This is a genomic window from Nocardia sp. NPDC004573, assembly GCF_053602135.1.
On record NZ_JBSGDA010000029.1, the window covers coordinates 38,701 to 57,035 of the forward strand.

Here is an 18,335-nt window from a genome sequence, read left to right on the forward strand (position 1 = left end):
CGGGTGGCTCGGCCCTTGGGTAACCCGGCACCCGGGGACTGCCGGCACAGACAAGTCGTGTGGTGGAATATGCTGAACTGAAGCGTTCTCGTCCAGCGGTCGCTGTGGACGACATCGAACTCGACCGCAAGGTGCATGGGTGGACGGTAGTCAATCGCTGATCACCGAGTGGGAGTCCCGCTTCGACCTGCCATGGGAGACCTTCTGGGAGACCCTGAGCGCGCCATGGCAACGGGCTGTGGCGGGGACTGCGTCAGCGGCCGCACCCGACGCGGCATCGATACTCCTTCGGCGACGGCTCACCACCGACCTCGAATGGGTTGGATACCTTCAGCCGATGATCTGTCTGCCAGCGGTGCGCGAAGCTCTGCTGTGGGATGAGAACGGCATGGATCTAGGACCGCTGACACGGACTCACGAGGGCCACGTCCGGTCGTGGGATCGACTCCTCCTGGGTGGCCCTGCGCGCGTGGATCTCGGGCAACTGAGTGGAGTTCCGGTGCGTCATCTGATTCTGTCCGGGGTCGATGTCGCGACGTTCGATGTGCTCAGCGACGTGCCCGGGCTGAAGTCGCTGACTCTCGACCTGTACGGCCAGTCTGTTTCGCTGCCACCGCTTCCCGATCTGACCGACCTGACGCTCCACTCGGGTACGCACGTGGATGGCGACACTGTCCGAGTGAAGCCCGACCTCCGGATCCTCTCGAGCGATGAGGAGTTCTGTCCGCCGTTCGGGCCTGACGATGTTGCTCAGGGTGACTGGCGTTGCCGTGCAGCGCCGAGTGCTCTCTCGCCTAGGTATCCGAGTGGCGTCGTGAACGTTTCATCGACCGGCGGACGCCCAAAGGAACGGCAGGGGAACGACGATTGTCGTTCCCCTGCCTGACCTGCAACAATATGGTGCCCTCGGCAGGACACGCGAAACATGGGCAACTGGAAAACGTCTGGTCATTACGGGCACGTACCGGATCTGACGATTGCGGTGCGCCTGCACGGACCGGTTGACCCCATTCCCTTATACGTCGTGCCCAGGGCAGGGTGCGTCGAACGAGGGAAGGGAGACGATGTGCGGTTTCGGGTGGACGGTGGGTGATCGAAGCGGATAGTTTCCCGAGTAGGTCGGCAACTTCATGGAGATCGGCTAACTCTTCGACGACGCGCCTGAATGACGCCGGGCGTCAGGGCATCGAACTCGTCGAGGACCTTCATTCGGGAGGCGGTGGTGCGTCGAGTCAGTGGAAAGGTCGGCTCAACAGGCCCTTCATACGTCGATGGGGAAGTCGCGGGGCGTACAGCCGCAGGTCGGCATACCACCGCAATGGTCACACCAGCAACAGTGGAATCTGGGCTCTTGGCCGGGCTCGCTCGAGGAGCAGGTCTCGGCGAGCAGGTCCGCCCCAACCGTCATATCCAGGCGATCCCCATCACTGCTGTCCACCACTGCGTTGAGGCCAAGCAGGAACGGGTAGCGCTGGCCGCATGACCCACACCGGTTCAACCCCCATGTGGCAGAGCAGGCGACACACCGGCATTTGAAGGTGTCGGAGTCCCGGGGCTGCAGTCGTGCCCGTTCCGCCGAGCACAGCGGACAGGTATCGATGACGGCCATAACCCGGTCGACCTCGGAAATGACCAAGCCGGCTACCTCGTCAGGTCGCCGGACGTCATCGCGTTGAGGCGATGTCGTTTCCCGCATGACCGCATCGATTTCGTCGCGGTGCGGTCTGCGCAGAACCTGGACATATCCACGCGGCCCTGCCTGGAACCAGCCAGCCGGCCGGAACTGAGCCTTCGTCTCGATGGCCAGTGGGTAGTCGAGGTAGCGTCGGCCTTGGAGTGGCCAGCGCAGTGCGCGAGCCAAGCGCTCCTCGCCCTCGATCTCCAGTGGGCTGAGCGGGACGACGCCTCCGGGCGACGAGTGCAGTATCGCGCGATCGGTCTCGGGTAGAGCCGTTCGTGCGGACCGGAGTCCGGGATAGACAACGATCACGGTCCTGTCGCGGCTCAGATAGGAGACCCATTGTGCGCGAACATGGTCGGGAACCGCCGCGCTCAGGTCGACTGTGATCGGGAGCAATCTGGCGAGCGCTCCTCGCTCCGTCGAGATGGTGACCGTGCCTTCGACGCCAGAGCTCACGGTCAGTTCCTCCCCGTGCCGACGTAGGCGGACCGAATGCGTCCCCCCGCTCTCCAATGCGTAACCGAGGACGGTCAGGGAACGAACGGTCATGATCATGACGTAGGAGCCGTAAGCCGCGGCGAAGCGAGCCTCCGCCTGCTTCTGCCATTCGACTGCGGTGGTCTCGTGTGTCGCCCAGCCCTCCCAGAGCTGGCCTACTTTGCGATACCGCCGCTCTTGGACGAACAAATTGGTGCGCATCAAGCGCATCGGCAACCGGATCCGCCGGTTGGCCCGGCGCAGTAGCGGCGTCCCCTTCAGCATCCCCAGACTGTCTCTGAGTTTGGTCAGCGTCTCGATACTCTGTGCGACGACCGCGACCGATGACCGGTGATCCGCCATGACATCCGAAACGAGCTGCGCTATCCGCCATTGCGCTCGCCACGACTGTCGTCGGCCGAGTGCCCGGTTGTATTCGTCCAGGTCCGCCAAGCCCGCAGCCAACACGTGCAGCTCCGCGAGTCGCCTGTTCACGTAGCTGCTGAGGCGGTCGACGAGCTGGGCCGCGACCCGATTCTCATAGAAGTCGACGTCGGCCGTATAGCGAATCGTAAGCAGCCGAAGAGGATGTACGGTGCCGTATTCTATGCCGGCCCAATCCGCGGTGTGGCTTGCCAGTCTCGTCAGACCTCGGGGCGGAACCCTGCGTGCCAGCCCCGCTCGGACGAGTTCGGTCGTGTGGTCGAGTCGGTCCTGCGGCCGGGCGCACACGTCGGCGAGCATTCCCAGTGTCTCGGTGATCGTGACATCGAGTTCGGTCAGGACTGCTCTGGCCGACGCGTCCGGTACGAATACGCTCTGCGAAACCCAATCGGTGACCGGTTCACCGGCAAGCCGGTCGGCAAGTGCGACTACTGAGGCGGTAACCAGCAGATCGGGTTTGCCCTCGTGGTCGATCGGCGCGGTGTCGTCTCGGCCGAGCGATTCGGAGAACTCGCGCGAGATCGCCTGCGCGCTCGATTCGCCCGGAACAAATTTCGGGTGACCGGGAGTAACAGCCATATCACCCTTCCCTCCGGCGACGCTCCTCGTCGAACATGCGCAAGCATCGGATCGGCGCACCGACGAGATCGGAGCTTCCCCAGTGCAAGATCAACGACTCGCGAAGGCGCTCGATCCGATCGGCTGTCACATCGAAGCGCCCGCGAATAGACCGCAGCACCTTATACGCGAGAAAGTGATCCGCCGCCAGCGACCGCCCGTCCTGGTCGGCGTCACCATAGTCGTGCTGCTCATTCGGGCTCGCGCCGTTCGCCGCGGATATCACCACCGGGACGAACTTGCGCAACTGATCTTCGACTCGCGGGCTCACCTGCAGCCTGCCGATCTGCCAGAGATCGTCGGCGAGGTTTCCTATCAGATCGGTGAGTAGCGCGACAGCCGAGCTGTGCTCTTGTTCGGCGTTGTCGAAGGCCGATTGGAGCGAACGCAACGACAGTGGCTGCACACTGTCTCGGCGGTCGACGACCTGCGGCCGATGCGCGGGCAACTCCATGAGATGTGCCCGGTTGTAAGTCTTGTCGGCGAATTCGAGCGTGGACTCGTCCTGATTCGCCGTGCCGACGAACCACACGTTGTCGGGTAGCCGGATCCCGATGCCGTCGACCAGCAGCGCGGGTTCGCGTCCCGCGGGTGCGCCGACGAGGTTGATCGGCTTGCCGTCGTCGTTCTGCAACTTCGACAAGATGACCGAGAAGTACTGCTCAGGGCGGGAAAGGTTCATTTCATCCAGCACGACGAAGTACGGCCGGCCGCGGTAGCGCGGGGTTTGGGCTCGGTAGAGTGCCTGGAGGAAGTCGCTTTCCTCGAAGCGCTTCTCGAAGGTGTTGAGATGCCCGAACAAGTCGGACCGGTCCCGCCAGCCGGCTTGGACTTCGATGACAGCGCAGTCGGTATGCATCGCCGCGGCAAAGGCTTTCGGCAACGATGTCTTGCCGATACCGCTCATTCCCTCCAGCAGGTGCAGTCGGCTCATTGCCATGCCACCAAGGAAAACCGCGATGTCGCTGATGCGGTACGCGCGCTTGCTCTCACGGAACATCGTCGCCTGCAACGACCGTGTCAGCTTGGACAAGTCGACTGGCTCGTGGAGCAGGACACCGGATTCGGTGAGTTGAGGGTCGTCATCCATTCCGACGCATCGTGGAAACAGCGGTGTTCCCGGATCCGGTCGGTCGTTGTACACCTGCTCTATGGTCGCCTGCAGTTCAGCGATGCGCGCTTCATATCCGCGGGAGATCACATGAAACTCGTGTTCGGCGTCCTCCAGCTGCCTGACTTTGAGGAGGTTTATCTCGTTGGCCAGAACGTTGCCTTTGAGGCGTTGGCATTCGTAACTCAAGCGCTCTCGTTCGGCCGAGATTTCCTGCACACTCCGTTCCAGGAACCGGAGTTTTTCCACGTCGTCATCGGACAATCTGGCCGCCAGTTTGTCCTGCAGGGCGGCGTTCTGCTCCCGTAGGCGCGCGAGTTCGTCGAGAATCGCCGTGGGGTTCGAGCCAAGGGACATCAGAGCCTCCTGGGCCTTGCGCAGGCGTTCGGTCAGCTCTTTGATGTGGAGCTGCGCTGATTCGACTTCGATTTGGGACAGGTGCCGAATACGTTCGGTTTCCGCGCTTTCCGCGGCCAGCGTGCTCCTCGTCTGGCTGGCGATAGCTTGTTCACGCTCGTCGAGTTCCATCGACTGTTCCCGCAGTGCCCTCCAATCGCGCCGGATCCTTTGTTCGCGCTCGGCCAGCTCGATGTCGCGCAGACGAACTCGTTCCTCGGCGGCGCGGATTTCCGCCATGAGATCGGCTCGTCGTCGCTGGGCGTCGCGCTCGAGCTCTTCGATGTGCTCGGCCGTCCTTCTCCGTTCGGCGATGATCTCGGCATCGGCTCTCTCGCGTCGTTCGGCCAGCTCCTTTTCCAGTTCAGTTCGTGCTGTCTCGCCGATCGCGACGAATCCGGCCTTCGCTTCGGCTTCCGAAGCGCGAATCTCCGCCTCCCGCAACGCTAGTGTCGCCTTGGCATCCCGGAGCTGCTGTTGGGTGCGCTCGACGTCTTCGGCGGCAGCGGCCAGTGTTTCCCGCTCCAGTGACAGATTCTGCTTCGCGTCGATGACTTCTTGCTCGCGTGCTTCGATGGCGCGCAGTCGATTCGCCGCTGAGGCTGCGCATGCCTCGTAGATCTTGCGTCTACTGTCGAGAATCTCGAACGCGGCGATCAGCGACTGCTCCTGACCGGTATCGGACCACTCCGGCACAGGCAGACTCTCGGCCGTGGCCGCGGCCATGAGTTGTGTGTCCACTGCCGCGGCCATCTGAGCGGCCAAGACGGCCTTATGTTCCTTCCCGGCTGTCGCTTTCCCCGCTCCGGGAACGGAGTGGGAAACTCGTGAGTTGCGGCTCGGCCTTCTCTTAGCCAACGGGAGTTTCCTTTGCGAGAGTCTGGGTGAACAGTGGAAGGTTCAAGTACGCCGACACGGTGTCCTGCGTCAGCCGCCAGGCAGATTCCGCGAATTCAATGTTGAGTTCGTCCGGTCCGCCGTGCGCGATGCTGTTGCGATCCCCCGACATCGCGGTCAATCTGGTGATCAGCGTTGGATAAGAAGTGGTCAGACGCCGAAACGGATGCTCGGCGTCTCCGGCTTCGGCCGACAGGACACACAGCGCGAGAAGGGTGGGAGTATTCGTGTGATGGGTCTTCGAATGATCGCGCCGGAGCTTTTCGGCTGAGCTCCGCAGCGGCCTGTGCTCCGAGACTTGGAGACCGATCGTCGCGCAACTTCTGCTGAGTGGGCCCGCGAGTGGATCACTCAGCTGGGCGAGGACGCCATCCGGTACTCGATGCCGCGCCACGATCTCCCGAAGAACGAGTTCATGGACTTGCCACGTTCGCTGTACGACCGACGCGACCTCGGTCGAGTGGTCCCCAGCGGTGCGCGTGCGCTCGACATCTCGCTCTATCAAGGTCAGCAGTTCGAGCAGTTCACGATGTGCTCGTATCGAAGCGGTGAAGCGGCTTTCCAAGCCTTCCCCGATGCGTCTGCGTAATTCGACGTCGAGCCGGTCGTACTCCGCCAACAGCGCTTCGCTGCTCCTGCCGACGAGCCTGTCGATCCGGTCACGCAGAGGCCCGCTGTGCTGCGCGCGGGTTGCGACGAGTCGCCGCAGGTAGGTACTGGGTGCACCCGCCATAGTGTTGACGACCGACCAGGTGGTGCTTTCCGCTCCGCTGTCTCCACGTTTGTCGAGCTGGACAACGAGCGGAACGTAGGTGGGATCGGGCGCTCCGATCAGCGCGACGCGTTTGATCACCCGTTCTGGTGCGGAGCGGGTCCATGCCCGATCTCGGCTGACGCCGTCCCGTCGGGAGCGAATCCCTCTCGAGACCATTTCGACTATATGGTCCGCAGTCGGGGGATCCACCCTGGGCGAACCTGCCTCGATGGCCAGCGCGTCCTGGTCCCTCGGCGCGCCCGCGGTGCCGAGGATGAGCCTGGCACGTCTGCTACGCCGCCACTCGACCTGAGCCCACTGTGGTGACGCGTCCTCGATCGGAAGCAAGGTGCCGGTGAAGACGTCCTGGAACACATGTGTCACCACGTTCGAGGTGGGCTCGGCGAATCCGTCCTGCAGGGCAGCACGCCCGGTCGAGGTGATGACACCGCGGTGGTCGATCAATCGCTGGCCGCGGAGATCGGAGATCACCAGGGACACCAACTCCGGCGCGAGGCCGAGCAGGTCGGCCATCTCACGCTCTTCCCGCAGTCCTGCCCGGACGAGTCCGAGTACCGCTTCCTGGAAAATGTTCAGGCTGTCCTCGTGGACGACCGGGGCGACCACCCGATAGCGGAAGGTCGGCCACAACAGCCAGCTGTTCGGGCTGGAGTACGCGGTGTGGCGCGGTGCGAGCACGGGTGAGTCAAAGTCGAATGCCGGCACCGTACGCCCCTTGGCACAGTTCCAGAAATCCGACAATCCCTTCCGCGGCTGCTCGCCTGGAGCTGTCGATGGCATCCGGCATGGCGCCCCGACGCGCCATGGCCGCGTCGCCGACCACAACGAGTAGCCTGCGCTGCCTGCTCATCGCCACGCACATGCGGCTGTCGCTGAGCAGATGGCCGTACCGCTGGACCGCTGTGGCCATGTCGTCCGGGTTCTGCGCCGGCTTGCTGCTTCGGGTCACCGAAAGCAGCACCACATCGAACTCCATCCCTTGGAAGGCATCTACCGTGCCGACACTCAGTCGAGGTCTAGGCCGCTCGCCGGCTGTGAACGCCATAGCGGGGATCGGCTGGAACTCGTCTTGCTCGTTTTTGACCCCTAGACCCAGCTCGACCAGTTCCTCTTCGAGTTGATCCTTCTGCGCGCGGTAGAAGGTGATGACACCGAACGTCAGATTCCGGTCCGCGTCGCGTTGTGCCAGAACGGATAGCTCCTCGGCGAGTCGCTTGGCTTCCACGGGTCTGTACCGGCTCGTCCCCGACTTGCGCTCACCTCCCTGCGAAAGGGGTACATCGATCCACGCCGCCACTTTGCCCGCGTAGTCGCCCAGCTCTTGCGTGAGGGAATGGGTCGATGAGTGGGACGTCACAGCTTTGGTACCGCCATAGAAGGTTTCGCTCATGAAGCGACCCAACTCCGGATGCATGCGGAACTGCACGTCCAATCGGATGGTCCGTACCGGCGGTCGTTCCGACGAGAACATGTCGAACCACCGCTCGAACATGCTCTTGGACAGATCGGAATCTCCCCGAGTCCGGCTACGCCGGAGTTCTCGCTCGACCTTTTGCTCCAGCACGTGGGGCAATTGCTTGTGATCGCCGACGAGGATGATGCGCCCTCGTGCACACGCCAAGGGAATCATCAGATCCAGTGGGTTTGCCCGGGCTGCCTCATCGACGATGACTGTGTCGAACACGGGGAGTGGTGCGTCCAGGATTCTGCTCATTTCCGTCGAGTTCGTCTGCTGCACCGTCGCGGCCAAGACGGAGTTGTAGCGCGAGAGCGTCTGCTCGACGGGGGCGATGCCTTGCCGCAGATTGTCCAAATAGGCGCGCATGACATCGTCGATGCCGTCCCCGGAGTCGGCGTGCGCTTCGGCTACCGCATCCGAGATCTCCTCGAGCAGGAGTTCTACGTCGGACCTGCGATTCGCGAGCCCGTCCGTGGCAGTAAGGCGCGGACGAAGCCGATCGAAGAGCTCCAACTTTAGATCGGACAGTGCGGACAGCAGCCGGGGCGCGGCCGTGGATGCTGTACCCGCCTGCGTCAGCAGTGCGCGACCGTCTTCGTCGAGCAGCCCCATTCGGCTCAGACACTTCTGAGCGAACCGTGCTCTCGCCGGCCCGTCGTCATCGAAAGCGACGGGAGTGGCGCGAATCGAACGCACCACTCGGAGCGCATCGAGGCGTTCGTGGTCGATCAGGGCCGTGTGCTGGCGTGTTCGGGCGGACAGCTCGCTCTCCAACTTGGTCAATCTGCCGAGCAAAGGAGGAGGCAGGACGTCCACGGTCAGCTGGTGCAGAGTGCTCAGCATGTCCCGTAGATCGGTGTCGTTGGTCGGCGAACTCCGATAGGCCGAAACTATTCGTCGGACCCGCGTGACGACGTCGCGAGTACCGACTTCGGGGCGAATCACCTGCAGGTGGGCGCTGACTTTTGCCACTGTCTCGTCGCGCCACTCCCGCACATTCTCGCGGTTGGCATCGCCCTTCGGGCTCACCCGGGTGGGCGGAAGGCCGTGGTGCCGCGCGCGTCCGGACACATTGTCCACCGCGTTCTGCTGGAAACTGCTGAGCAGGGTCCGGTTCATCGTCACCGCTCGGTCGCCCAGCCTGTCGAGACAGGTCAGCAGAGCAGTGATGAACTGAGTCTTGCCGGTTCCCGGTGGTCCCTGGACGAGTAGCACATCAGGCGTCTCCAGTGCCATGCGGAGCGCCGCGATTTGAGTGGCGGTAGGCTCAGCCGTCCCGAACGTGGCTCGCAATGCGGAATCGATGATCCGCTGACGCGCACGCCCGGAGGAAGTCGCAGCGCGCTTCAAGGGAATTCCCTCGATGAGCAGTCGTAGCCCAGGCATTTCGGCGTGTCCGTTTTGGATCCGTTCCCTTGCGTCGTCGCGGCGGGCCAGCCGGACACGATCGCCGGTCAACGAGCGGTAGATGTACCCGGAGGGAGAAGGGTCGCGATCGCCGTCGAGCGCCATATGCAACGTCCGGTTGACCTTGTTCACCGTGGAGAGTTCGCCAGGGATGCCACGAGAATGACGGCCCCGGCCGCCGGAGAACTCAGGTGGTAGTTCGGCGGCAACCTCCAGTTCGACCGCAGAACTGGTGGCAGCCAGGGTAGCGAGCAGTTTGTCGCCGTTGGATCCGGTGGCGATATCGAAACGCCATTGCCCGTCGGCGTGGATCGAACAACTGTGATATGCGGCCCAACCCATCGCCCTGGCTGCGACGAGGAGAGATTCCCGCTCGATCTCGTTGTATTCGTGCCACAGCTCCAGATACGATTTCCGGTCCTTGCCCAACCCGGCTAATGCCGCGCGCAGTATCTCATCGGCGACGGTGGCCGAACTGCGGTCGACGAAACGTACTGTGGACGTACTCAGGCACGGCCGCAGCCGGTCGGCATGCCGAGACGAGTCGGTCATCCGTACCACCTGGAGCCGGTCTTCGCGTAAGGCGATATCGGCTGCCCATCGACGCCCGTGCAATCGGAATGCCGTGGTAGCGTGCGGATCCGGGCCATCTCCGGGCCGACCTGTATAGATGATGCGCGGCTGGTCGCAGATTCCGGACGGTGCAAGGACGAACTCGTCTGTGAACCAGCGGGCTATCGCATCGAAGTCGGCTGACCGTGCCTTTGCGGCGATGCGAGCCTTCTCCATCACAGCGTCGTCGATCGCGATCGACAACTGTCCGGGCAGGGGAATTTTCTGGAACACGTGGCATTGGAGAGCGACTGTCGACGGGGCGCGCGTAGCCGCGACCCAGGCGACAACCGCGGTGGCGGGATCGGTGAACAGCTCGACAACGTCACCGCGGGCGGTGATGTTCACCGGAGGATGGTCCTGATAGTGCACAACGGGCCTGCCGCCTACAACGGTCAGTTGCATTTCTTCACAGGTTGGCCGCGGCGGCCTGAACCACTTCGGTAGGCGCCGTTCCGCGAGTTCGACTTCCACCAGCAGTTGCTCGCCGATGGTCAAGTTGTCAGCGCGCACCGCCGCCTCCCCCGATCGTCCCGAGGCACAGGACGCGATGACGCTCACGTTCCGAGCCGAAGTGCAACGCCCAGGGAGCGTTACGGTCGTCGGTCACTCGTACACCGGGAAAGAACTGCTGGCCGCTTCCTCCCCTGGGTGGAACGCGCCGGATCACGGTCTGACCGACATTGCGGACTTCCACGGTGTCGTCACCGTGCCATGTGTAAGTGATTTCGTTTCGGTCGCCGTCGATCGCGTCCACGTGAGTTGTGCGGGCGCGTACGACGAGTTCTGCACCGGCTTGGAGCACGAGCGTCTGTTCCGGAATCGGCACAGTGTCGGAGTGGAACTCGCCAACCCTTGGGAAGTGCTCAGCGACATGGATGACCATGACGTCGGGGCGTGGTCTGCCGCATTGGCAAGCTTGACTCGCAACCAGGTAGGTCTGCCGGCATGCGGTGCAGCGCACGGTCCGGCCTGCCGCGGACCACAGTGCGCTCGCCCACTCCGAGGCGGCTGGGCGTACGCGGGGCTCGACCATTCCGTCCTCGAACGTGCGGGTGAAAAGATCGCGTAGTGCGGCGGTTGTGACTTGCGAGGCCGTCAATCCGACCGTCGAGCGGTTGCGCAGGTCCGTGCTGTGATCGATCCAGGGAAGCAGGCCCAGCTGGGCGTCATCCTCCAACTCGTGGGGCCCGTCCGCCACGAAGTCACCCAGCAGCGGGTGGTTCGTCGTGAGCGTTTCATAGGCGACAACCGCGAACGAATACATATCGGTGGCAGGCGTATTTCCGCTGGTACCGCGTAGTATTTCCGGCGCGGTGTACAGAGGGGTGCCCAGCCTTCGATCATCGACACTGGTCTCGGTTCGGAGGTTGTCGGCGTCGACCAGCCATACCTGGTCGAAGTCGTTGTGCTCGGAAATGAGGATGTTGCCGGGGGAGACATCGCCGTAGACGACACCACGCTCGTGCAGTGCACTCAATATCTCCGCACACCGGGACAGCAGGACCAAGCGGCGCCGTAGTCCACCGCCCTCGGCATACCAAGTAGCGAAGTCCTTGTCCGGGACGCCGCAGATGGCCCGCAGCGCGACCATGTCTTCCAGGAGTTCCATCGTGTAGCCGGTATGTGGCGGTGCCAGAAGTGCGACTGGTCGGCAGACCGGAATGTTCTCCAGCGGCAGCCAAGCGAGTCTCTTCAACCTGAGAGCGATGACATCCGCGTTCTTGGACTTGGTATTTAGGATCTTGACCGCCGATCGCCCGTTCTCCGCGCGGTAGATCGTTCCCTCACCGCCGTGACCGATGGGCTCCGGCCGCAGGGCCACGATGGTTCCGTCAGCGGTCTCGACGCTGGAAGGGTGCTCCCTTGACATGTCGGGATGAAACGTATGCATGTCAGGCCAGATCCTCGATGCTGATGCTTCGAGAACCGGGCATTCTCTGGAAATTCTGCGTCATCGTCGCGGTGATCCATCGGAAACGGGTGCTGATCTCGTGTGCGTTCTCGCTGGTCATCATCGGCATCCCCGGGGTTTTGAACATCTCTAGGGGGCGCGTGGTTTCCGACGTACGGTCCACGCCGATGCCGAGTGAGAGCCGTAACGCGGACCGGCAGACCTCGGTCTCCAAGAGATCGTCCAGTGGGTCTATCCACTCGTCGGTGGGCGCGCCGTCCGATACGAGGACAAGGGTCGGAGGAAATGCACGGGTGGGCACCTGTTGCTCGTCCTCCAGTACTTCGCGCGCGAGTTGCAGTGCGTGGCCGAACGGGGTGCGGCCGCCAGGGGCCATGTCCGTCCACTGCAATTCGTTGGCGGGAGTCATCGGCTGGTGGAGAACCGCGGACTCGCCGCCGAAGGTGATCACGGCGGCGTGGACCAGTCCGCGCGGAGTATCGGCGGTGGCGAAACTGCGGAACATGGCGTGGATGCTCCGATTGAGCTGGATGATCTTCTCGCCTTCCATGCTGCCGCTCACGTCGGCGAGCACCAACACCGGCAGTGGGCGAGGAGTACGGCCACGTGGGCCGCCGGATCCTGCGGGCGGAACTGTGCCACCCGTCGAATGCGAGGTGGTAGTCGGCTCGTTCATATGTATCCCCCTGGGCGTTGTACCCAACGATCGGCCTCTGAACGCAAAGCCCTCCAATGTAGGATCGCGTACGTTCGGTGTCAATGGCTGTTGCCGAGTGCATGCACCGGCATTCTGGACGCACGATCTCCTGCGGCAGGGTGCTTTCGGACTTGCCGTGTGGACTTCCTACCGCGGAAGCATGGTTGCCATGCGGACTATCGAAGCAGACGTCAAGAGTTGTTACGGTCGAGAAGTACCCGGACGAGTTGAAGGCTCGGGCGGTCCGGTTGTATCAGGACTCGGACCCGAAACCGACGGTCCGGAAGTTGGCGCAGCAGTTGGGTGTTCATCACGAAGCGTTGCGGAACTGGATCCGCCAGGCTGATGCCGGCCGGCGTCCGGAACCGGCGGATGTCGATCTGGCCGAGGAGAACAAGCGGCTGCGTAAGCAGGTCGCGGAGCTGGAGCGGGCCAACGACATCCTGCGTTCCGTGAGCGCCTATTTCGCCTCGGAGCTCGACCAGACCCCGAGGTAATCGTGCGCTTCGTCGAAGACAGCCCGCACTCGGTCGAACTCGTGTTGCGGGTGCTCGGTATCGCCTCGTCCACCTACTACTGGTGGCGCAAACGCCTGCAGGCGCCGTCGGCGCGGCAGATCGCCGACGAACCGTTCCTGGCCGAGATCGTCGATATCCACACCAGCTCAGGCGGGAGCTATGGCTCGCCCCGGGTGCATGCGATGCTGGCTCGGCGAGGGATCGCGGTCGGCCGTAAACGAGTGGAACGGATCATGCGAGGCGCCGGGTTGCACGCACCGGCACCCGATCTGGTCGAACGCGTCTTCACCGCCGATCGCCCGAACCGCCTGTGGGTGGCGGATGCGACCCCGTCCGCAAGGCGGTGACCATCCCAGGAGTCGCCGGCGGTGATGCACTCGTCGATATTCATCACCGAGCCCATTCTCATCGGTCTCCTACGGATCGCACCACCGCGGCGCAGTCCCTACTGCGTGTCCCCATACGGCTCCGTCGTCTTCCACCAGTGACCCAGCCGGAGCGCAGCGCTCCAGTGAAGACGACCGATCCCGGCCAGGGAATAGCGACGAGGAGAAGCGACATCGCCCAGCAGCTGCCCTCGATGAGTAGCAGGTAGGTCGCCTCCGAATGCGCCACACGGGTACGTATCCCAATCTGAGAGACTGATCAGTACGACACCGTGTGGTTGAGCGAGCGGTGTCGGACGGGGTGTTGCGTTGCATTACGCAGCGGGATTGACACCCCTGGAGGTGATCGCTACGGTCCAGCCATGACTGATGGGGGAGATTCAGCCTCCGGCGCAAGCATTTCGGTTGTGCCAGAGGAGGTTAGAGAGGTTGGGCAATACACCTACGAGCTAGCGGAATCCTTGCAGTCCGCCTTGCGATCCGTAGCTCAGGACGTCGCGACTTTGCTCGACGGGGGCTGGTCTGGCGGCGCAGCGACCGACTTCTCCGCAGGGTGGTCCGAGGTCCGCGATGGGGGAGGTCAGATCATCACGGCGTTGAGGGAGATGGCTGAAAAGCTTGGTGTTTCCGCCCAAACCTACGAAAGCCGCGACTGCACCAACGCATCAGCGTTGAACACCTCGGCATCCAGCCTGGAGCTTCCGTGAGCGAGTTCACCGTCGATGTCGACCAACTGGACCAGATCGTCGCCAGGTTGTCCGGCCTGGCCGGATTCATCAGTGATCACCTCGACGACATCGACGACAAGGTAGCAGGACTCACCGGTACCAGTTGGGAAAGTGTCGCAGGCCGGGCCTATTTCGAAGCGCATACGAAATGGGTCACAGCCGCGCGGGAGTTCGCGGAGGGCGTCCGCGACATGAGCGACGCCGCCCGCAAGGCACACACGAAGTACATCAACGCTGCCGAGGTCAACAAGCAGATGCTCAACGGCGGATAACGCCCATGGGATGGACCATCGATTCCGGCATCTACTTCGATGCGGCCAAGAAATGCCAGCTGCTCGCCAGCGACATCTCTCTCGCGTTGGGTCCGTTGCTGTCCACGTTGGTCCACGAGTGCGGCGGAATGGCAGGCAACCACGAGAAGTGCCAGGCATGGATCACCGCCTACGACCAGTACGCCAGCGATATAGTCCAACTGACAGCGGCCCTGGCGAACGCACTGCAGCGATACGGCGATGTGCTTGCCGCCACCGGCTACAACTGGTGGCAGGCTAACCGCTCCACCACCAGCGGCGCCGAACCGACACGTCCAACAGAGTCCGAACTGCTGTACGACACCGGGATGGACCTCCCCGCTACCGCGAAGGGGGACAACGGATCCGGAATCGACAGCCCGATCACGGGCCTACTGGAGAAGGTCGGCAAGATCCCCAACGGGGACGTCACCAAGTTGCACACTGCCGCAGAGGCGTGGAAAACGTTCTCCGAGCACACGAACATCACCGGGGCCGCAGAGCGGATCAAGGGCATCAATGCCAAGTTCGCAGACAGTACCGACCCGAACATCATCGCGATCGAAGAGAAACTGTCCACGCTGCAGAAAGCCGCGGAACTGTTGGCTCAGGCCGCGAAAGCGTTATACGGACCGGTCCAGGGACACTACGACGCTCTCGACAAAATGCGCTCCGACATCCAGAAAGCCGTCTCCGACGCCAACAAGGAGCTCGCCGCATCGATAGCTGTCACGATCGCGGTCGTCGGAGTCCTAGCCGTCGTAACAGGCGGTGTCGCCGCTGGGCCTGCCGCCGCCGGTGGCGCTGCGGTGACCACAGAAGTCGTCACGGCGACGGCAGCGGTTATCCGCACTGCTGTTCATGCCAGTGACCTCATCCACATCTACGAGGCGGTCACCTCCGTTGGTTCTGCCGGCTCGGGCGTGTTCTCGGCCATCCCCGACCTCGCTCAGGGCGGCACCAAAGCCGCTCTCGACGGTATCGCGGCAATGACCGTCAAGCTGACCGATGGTGGCAGTAGCGGGAACCAGTGGGACAAGGTGGAGGGGGCGAAGCCCAACCCGGCGAACATTACTATTTCTCACAAACGACGGATCCATATCCTCGACGGCGACGGGAGTGACGACATCAACGGTGGTGGGCACGCGCCCGGGACTGGAATGCCCAACAAGACCGAGTTCCCCGACACCGATGACTGGGAAGACGACAAAATCATCGACCGAATAGTCGACGTCGCGAAGAACCCGGACCAGCCGCCAGTCCTCCAGGACAACGGCAACTGGAAAGTCAACGGCACCCGCAACGGCGTCCAAATCGAAGTCATCGTCGCTCCCGACGGCTCAGTGGTGACCGGCTACCCCATCGGCGGCGAGGGTGTAGTCAGGAACGACGCGAATGGCGACCCGATCAAATAGGCTAGGAGAGCGATGAATCCGGACAGGGCGGCACGAGAAGCGCGAAAGCGTCAGCGAGACCCGCAAGCTATCGAAGCCCGTAACCGTCGGCTCAACAAGATGAGCAAGGACTCGCGAGACCTTCTCGAAAGCGTCGCCGACCGCCTGCCTTCCGACCTGGTCGACAGCTACCGGACCTATAGCGACGTGGGTGAGTGGGCGATGCTCGTCGACGTGCTGTGCGCCAGTCTGATCAAGCGCCGGATCCCGGTCACTGAAGCGGAACGCGATGCCGTGGCGAACGTGCTCGGCCAGTTCAATCCCCCAGTGGAGGGATGCCGCTACCTCAACGATCCCCAAGGCGTGCTCTCGGAGCTTAACGTGGTCACCGCGTAGATCCTTGTGTTCCGATCGGGGGCGGACGGCGGAGTCGTGCGCGGCGGCGGTGCGGTTCCGGCTTATATCTCCGGTAGCGGTTTCTTGGTCAGGGTGGCTGCCGGTACTGTGCCGCAGCAGGCCGGGTGGTTCGACTTCTGAGGGGCTCTAGGGGTCAAGGGCGGGTGGGTAGTACATCACCCCGGCTGGACGCTGGGCCTGTCGTGTGCCTACAGATTTCGCTACTGCGTACCGATCGGGTGCCGCGGTCAGCGACGCGGAGACGGAGACTGGCCTGATCCCTGTGGTTCGGTCCCGGGGCGATGGACACGCAGCCCCTGGGCAACCGGGCAACGACTGGTCATCATGGGTACGCACCGGATCTCAGTGTCGCGGTGTCTTACGCCTATTGGGCTGTCGCGTGACCACGGACGGTGATTGTTCGGGGATGGGTGGGCGTCGCGCGGTGGAACTGTCGGTGGTAGCTGACGGGCGGCGGTGGTGCACTCTTGTCCGGTTTCGCGTAGGAGGATGAGACCATGACGGCGGTCGAGAATGCGTTCAGATGGGCTCGCGTCCAGGCCGTTCGGCATATGGCTGCGTGCGAGCGGACGGGCCTGCGGTGGAGCGAGACGACAATTACTGAGATCGTGACAGCCCACACCTCCCGGGCAGTTACCGTCGTTCCGTTTACCCAGCGAGCCGAAGTTCTCAGTGGTGCCGACTGGGTCTGGTGGTGGGTGGACGGCGCGGACGCTTACGGGATGCTCGTCCAGGCGAAGCGCGTGACCGTGACGAGGAGCAAGTGGAACTTCGACTTCGGCTACGGAGCGAGGGGCGCGGCGCGCTCGCAACGCGAGGTGCTGCGTTCCGCTGCTGCGGCGCTGGGCCTCCTGCCTGTATATGCGCTTTACCTCGGGACAGGTGGCTACCGGAGGTGGGAGCGCTGCCCGGACGTTCACCGGAGCGGGCGCTGTGTCCATTGCGTCAAGCGCACTCTCTCCCTGATGCCTGCCCTGCTTGCAGACGAACTGCTTGTGAGTGACGCTGCCTCGACCTATGGGCGGTCTGTGGCACTGGAGGACATGTGGACACGGCCCCCGGCGAGCCCACCGCTGATACCGGCGCTCAAGAACCAGCTCGCACCGGAACTCTCGGACTTCCTACAGAATCGGCAGGACGGCACACGAGCAGTCGCCCGTTCGATGATCGACCGGGTGTTGAGAGCTCGCTCCGAGCAGTTCAGCGCAGTATCGACGAGTGTCGTAAGTGCGCACTATGGCGGTCATGACCAGCTTGGCTCGGTCTTCTGCGACGTCCCCGACGACACCGGGCACTGGGGTCTAAGGTACTTCGAGCACACGCTCAACCCTCTGCGGCACGCTCCGCCCGGCTACGTCCTTGAGATCACCGCGGGCGACTTCAACGAGGACCGCGTGGTATCAAACATGCCCGACAACGTCGCAGGCATCGTCGTGGTGCGAGTGCCGCAATACCAGTGAGCAGCAGCGGGTAGCCAGCCGAAAGTCCGGGGCTTCGATCTTCCCGAAGGTCATGACTCCGAATTGAATTCTCACGGTGCAGGTTTCATCGTGACTGGACCCCGTGATTCGGTCCACCTGATCGAACCAGCGGGGTCAGGTCAATCGAGCGTCGCAGGTACCGGTACTCGGCAGGACACGCAAAACATGGGCAACGGGAATACGCCTGGTCGTCGTAGGCCGCTACTCGATCTGAGCGTCGTGACGGGCTTTGTGCCGGTCGCTTGCCGTTCCCTTCTTCGATGTGTCCTGGGCCGGGAACATCGAAGAAGCAACGTGGGTGACCTAGGGATCTACTCTGGTCGATGGCAGTCGAAGCGGATTTCGTCCTAGGCTGAGCGACGATGCGGCGTTCAACGCGTGGCCATCGTCGGTGACTACTCCAGTTTGACGTCGCATCGCCTCGCTGGACGCCTGCCGTCCCCACCTCCGCCGAGCGGTAGGTGACAGCAGGACTCGAACCCCGAACCCGGGCTTGTCGGTTCGGGGTTTTTCTGTGTTCACAGGTGGTCACGCGCAGCCCTGCGTGGCTGTCCTACCTGGGGTTATGTGTCAATCTGCTGTCCGGCTCGTTCACGGGAATCACGTTGTCACGCTGCGAGTTTGGGATGAGT

At 63.1% G+C, this 18,335-nt stretch carries 14 protein-coding genes; 8 read left to right on the top strand and 6 right to left on the bottom strand.

What is annotated here, in order from left to right; all coding sequences use genetic code 11:
* Positions 1-139 precede the first annotated feature (139 nt).
* The gene (locus tag ACWEKR_RS31100) at positions 140-886 is read left to right on the top strand and encodes a hypothetical protein (RefSeq protein WP_452357492.1); all 747 of its coding nucleotides are present in this window, start codon (positions 140-142) and stop codon (positions 884-886) included.
* A 375-nt stretch (positions 887-1,261) separates the two neighbouring features.
* Here ACWEKR_RS31100 and ACWEKR_RS31105 read toward each other — a convergent pair whose 3' ends face one another.
* From ACWEKR_RS31105 to ACWEKR_RS31130, 6 genes are all read right to left on the bottom strand, one after another.
* Positions 1,262-3,181, bottom strand: coding sequence for a hypothetical protein (locus ACWEKR_RS31105; protein WP_452357493.1), 1,920 nt, complete (start codon positions 3,179-3,181; stop codon positions 1,262-1,264).
* A gap of 1 nt (position 3,182) precedes the next feature.
* Positions 3,183-5,453, bottom strand: coding sequence for a hypothetical protein (locus ACWEKR_RS31110; RefSeq protein WP_452357494.1), 2,271 nt, complete (start codon positions 5,451-5,453; stop codon positions 3,183-3,185).
* Positions 5,454-5,577: 124 nt separating this feature from the next.
* Positions 5,578-7,077, bottom strand: coding sequence for a helix-turn-helix domain-containing protein (locus ACWEKR_RS31115; RefSeq protein ID WP_452357495.1), 1,500 nt, complete (start codon positions 7,075-7,077; stop codon positions 5,578-5,580).
* A gap of 7 nt (positions 7,078-7,084) precedes the next feature.
* The gene (locus tag ACWEKR_RS31120; protein WP_452357496.1) at positions 7,085-10,390 is read right to left on the bottom strand and encodes a DEAD/DEAH box helicase; all 3,306 of its coding nucleotides are present in this window, start codon (positions 10,388-10,390) and stop codon (positions 7,085-7,087) included.
* Positions 10,380-11,750, bottom strand: coding sequence for a protein kinase domain-containing protein (locus tag ACWEKR_RS31125; RefSeq protein WP_452357497.1), 1,371 nt, complete (start codon positions 11,748-11,750; stop codon positions 10,380-10,382). The genes ACWEKR_RS31120 and ACWEKR_RS31125 overlap by 11 nt, the downstream gene beginning before the upstream one ends.
* Before the next feature lie 22 nt (positions 11,751-11,772).
* Positions 11,773-12,468: a vWA domain-containing protein gene (locus tag ACWEKR_RS31130; RefSeq protein WP_452357498.1), complete on the bottom strand. Its 696-nt coding sequence runs from the start codon at positions 12,466-12,468 to the stop codon at positions 11,773-11,775.
* A gap of 101 nt (positions 12,469-12,569) precedes the next feature.
* Here ACWEKR_RS31130 and ACWEKR_RS31135 point away from each other — a divergent pair, with 101 nt between their 5' ends.
* The 7 genes from ACWEKR_RS31135 to ACWEKR_RS31165 all read left to right on the top strand — a co-directional run bounded on the left by ACWEKR_RS31135 (position 12,570) and on the right by ACWEKR_RS31165 (position 17,682).
* Positions 12,570-12,986, top strand: a complete 417-nt coding sequence (locus ACWEKR_RS31135) for a transposase (protein ID WP_452357516.1) — start codon at positions 12,570-12,572, stop codon at positions 12,984-12,986.
* A gap of 2 nt (positions 12,987-12,988) precedes the next feature.
* The gene (locus ACWEKR_RS31140) at positions 12,989-13,354 is read left to right on the top strand and encodes an IS3 family transposase (RefSeq protein WP_452357499.1); all 366 of its coding nucleotides are present in this window, start codon (positions 12,989-12,991) and stop codon (positions 13,352-13,354) included.
* 401 nt (positions 13,355-13,755) lie between these two features.
* Entirely contained in the window at positions 13,756-14,100 is a 345-nt protein-coding gene (locus ACWEKR_RS31145) for a WXG100 family type VII secretion target (RefSeq protein WP_452357500.1), read from the top strand.
* Positions 14,097-14,393: a WXG100 family type VII secretion target gene (locus ACWEKR_RS31150; RefSeq protein ID WP_452357501.1), complete on the top strand. Its 297-nt coding sequence runs from the start codon at positions 14,097-14,099 to the stop codon at positions 14,391-14,393. Before ACWEKR_RS31145 ends, ACWEKR_RS31150 begins: the two co-directional genes overlap by 4 nt.
* A 5-nt stretch (positions 14,394-14,398) precedes the next feature.
* Positions 14,399-15,826: an EndoU domain-containing protein gene (locus ACWEKR_RS31155; RefSeq protein WP_452357502.1), complete on the top strand. Its 1,428-nt coding sequence runs from the start codon at positions 14,399-14,401 to the stop codon at positions 15,824-15,826.
* A gap of 99 nt (positions 15,827-15,925) precedes the next feature.
* Positions 15,926-16,201 (top strand): hypothetical protein, encoded by a 276-nt coding sequence (locus ACWEKR_RS31160; protein WP_452357503.1) that lies wholly within the window; start codon positions 15,926-15,928, stop codon positions 16,199-16,201.
* 518 nt (positions 16,202-16,719) lie between these two features.
* Entirely contained in the window at positions 16,720-17,682 is a 963-nt protein-coding gene (locus ACWEKR_RS31165; protein ID WP_452357504.1) for a hypothetical protein, read from the top strand.
* The last annotated feature ends 653 nt before the right edge of the window (positions 17,683-18,335 follow it).